Genomic DNA, 2,673 nt, shown 5'->3' on the forward strand with positions numbered 1-2,673 from the left:
GCGCAGCGGCTCTTGGGTAAACTGGGACATGGGCGACCTCGTTTGGCTTCTCCGAAGCGTTCTTTGCAGAACACCAATTTTATCAATTGGTTAAACGAGTGTCGCCCATTTTTATGAATAATTCGGGCTAATGGTCCTGGGGGCGGGCCTTGGCCTGTCTTCCATCCCGCATTGGCTGAACGCGGAGATGACGACCGGCACCGCCGGTGTCTCCGCCATCGCTTGGCTGGTCTTGAGCACGATCGCGGCCTCGGGCATGGGTGGCTATCTTGCTGGGCGCTTGCGCACCCGCTGGTTGGGCGTGCCACGGGACGAGGTCTGGTTCCGCGATACCGCCCATGGCTTTCTCGCCTGGGCCGTGTCGGCGCTGGTCACCGCCACCGTCCTGACCGCCATGATCGGATCTATCGTCAGTGACGGGATCGAGGCGGGCGCGGCGTCTGCCGAAGCCACGCCAGGGCTCGAATTCACGGCGGTCCGGGCGAACGACGGGGGCATGAGCGACCGGCTGACCTATTACATCGATACGCTCTACCGGACCGACACCACCGACGGGCAGCGTTATGCGCCGAGTGCCGCGATGACCGCGGAAATTGCTCGCGTCTTCACCAACGCCCTGCGCCAGGGCAGCTTGCCAGCGACGGATATTCGCTATCTCGGGGCGACGGTGGCCGAGCAGACGGGCCTGAGCCAGGACGACGCACAGATCCGCGTGGCGGATACCTTTGGTCAACTCCAAAGCCGGCTCGGGGAATTGGATGTGAATCAAAGCGCCTTGGCGGAGCAGACTCGCAAGGCGGCGGCCACCGCCACCCTCTGGCTGTTCATCGCGCTGCTGTCTGGCGCGTTCCTCGCCAGTCTGTTGGCGATCTTCGGCGGGCGTCAGCGCGACGCCTAAGCATTGGTGCAACCGCGCCAGCCGCGCGCAACTGCCGCGGCTCATGTCATGGTCTTCACTGGAGGTCAACATGCGATCCCTGCTTCTGTTCTTTCTTGGGATACCGATTCCGATCATCATCCTGATCGCAATCTTCGTGCGTTAAACCGCGCCCGGTATGGTCTGCGGTGTCTGTGCATTGATCCGGTCGCGTCGGCAACTGACAAACATTGGTGCTGGCGCGGTCTTGCTCGGATCCCTGTGCGGCGGGGTCATCGACTCGGTCCTGGCGCAGGAACCGCTCGACCAGGGAGGCGCGCCGCCGAAACTCATCACCCCGACCAAGGAGGAGCTTTCCCAGGTCGCCGCCAAGGTTGACGTCATACCCGTCGCGCAAGACGAAGAGATCCGCCAGCGGCTCCAGACCGTGTTGAACGTGACCGACTGGTTCACCGACCCGCAGGTCAGGGTCGAGGAAGGCGTCGTCTTTCTCAATGGTCAGGTGGAGTCCGATGAGCTGAAGAAATGGGCGGGCGATTTGGCACGCAATACTCAGGACGTCGTCGCCGTCGCCAACCGGCTGGTGGTGCCGGAACCCTCGGTCTGGGATTTTCGCCAGGCGTCGAGCGGGATCTCCGCACTCTGGCGCGACTTTATCCGCGCGATGCCGTTCGTACTGTTCGGACTGCTCATCCTGGCACTGTCGGTGGGGACCGCGCTGTTAGCGACCCACGGCGTGCGCACCCTGCTCCGTCAAAGGATTCAGACGAAACTTCTGCGAACCGTGATCGCGCGAGCGGCCGGAGGGCTTGTTGTCCTCTGTGGCGTCTATCTGATTCTGCGGGTCTCGGGCCTGACGCAACTGGCATTGACGCTGGTCGGGGGGACCGGTCTGATCGGCCTGATCCTTGGTATCGCCTTTCGCGACATCACCGAAAACTTCCTGTCCAGCATCTTCCTGAGCATCCAGCAGCCTTTCGAGACGGGCGACTTGGTCGAGATCTCCGGCGTGACCGGGTATGTGCAGCAGCTCAACATGCGCACCACCATCTTGATGACCCTCGATGGCAATCTTGCGCAGATCCCCAACGCCACCGTCTACAAGACCATCGTCAGCAACTTCACGACGAGCCCCAACCGGCGCGCGGATTTTGTCGTCGGCATCGGCTACGGCGATGCAATCGCCGAGGCCCAGGAGATTGCACGCAAGGTGCTGGCGGACCATCCGGCCGTCCTGAAGGATCCGGAGCCCTCGGTCTTGGCGGACAGCCTCGGCAGCGCAACCGTGAACCTGCGCGTCTACTTTTGGCTCAACGGGCGCGAGCATAGTTGGCTGAAGGTGCGGTCTTCGGTCATCCGGCTGGTGAAGCGCGCCTTTCAGGACCAAGGCGTCTCGATGCCCGACGAGGCCCGAGAAGTGGTCTTCCCGCAAGGCATCCCCGTCACCTGGCTCGACCAGACATCAACGGACGCGCGAGGGACCGCGCCGGGACAGCGACTCCCCGCCGCAACGCGGCAGGCGGATTTGGAAGATGTATCGACAAAAGCGGAAGCGGGTCTCTACAGCGAATCGATCGTCATCGAGGAGCAGGCACGGGAGGCAAGACCCTTGAAGGACGGGGAAAATCTCTTACCGGTGGTATCCGACTCGGCGATGTCCGAGAAGCCTACGAAAGACACAAGGCCATCAGGTTAAGGAATGGACCGGGCCGACCGGAGGCGGCCCCGGCCCGAGGCGACGGCGAATCACTTGGCCTCCCCTTCGACCCACTCGGTCCAACGCACGGAGGGTGGGC

General features: G+C 62.9%; 2 protein-coding genes. Both read left to right on the forward strand.

What is annotated here, in order from left to right; translation table 11 throughout:
• Positions 1-187 precede the first annotated feature (187 nt).
• Complete coding sequence (locus tag CCR95_RS12500) at positions 188-898, forward strand: hypothetical protein (protein WP_201094786.1); 711 nt, start codon at positions 188-190, stop codon at positions 896-898.
• Between the two features lie 226 nt (positions 899-1,124).
• Positions 1,125-2,573: a mechanosensitive ion channel family protein gene (locus tag CCR95_RS12505; protein ID WP_242523220.1), complete on the forward strand. Its 1,449-nt coding sequence runs from the start codon at positions 1,125-1,127 to the stop codon at positions 2,571-2,573.
• Positions 2,574-2,673: the final 100 nt, after the last annotated feature.

It is taken from the genome of Thiocystis minor (genome assembly GCF_016653465.1).
In the GTDB taxonomy this organism is placed as follows: Bacteria; Pseudomonadota; Gammaproteobacteria; order Chromatiales; family Chromatiaceae; genus Chromatium; species Chromatium minus.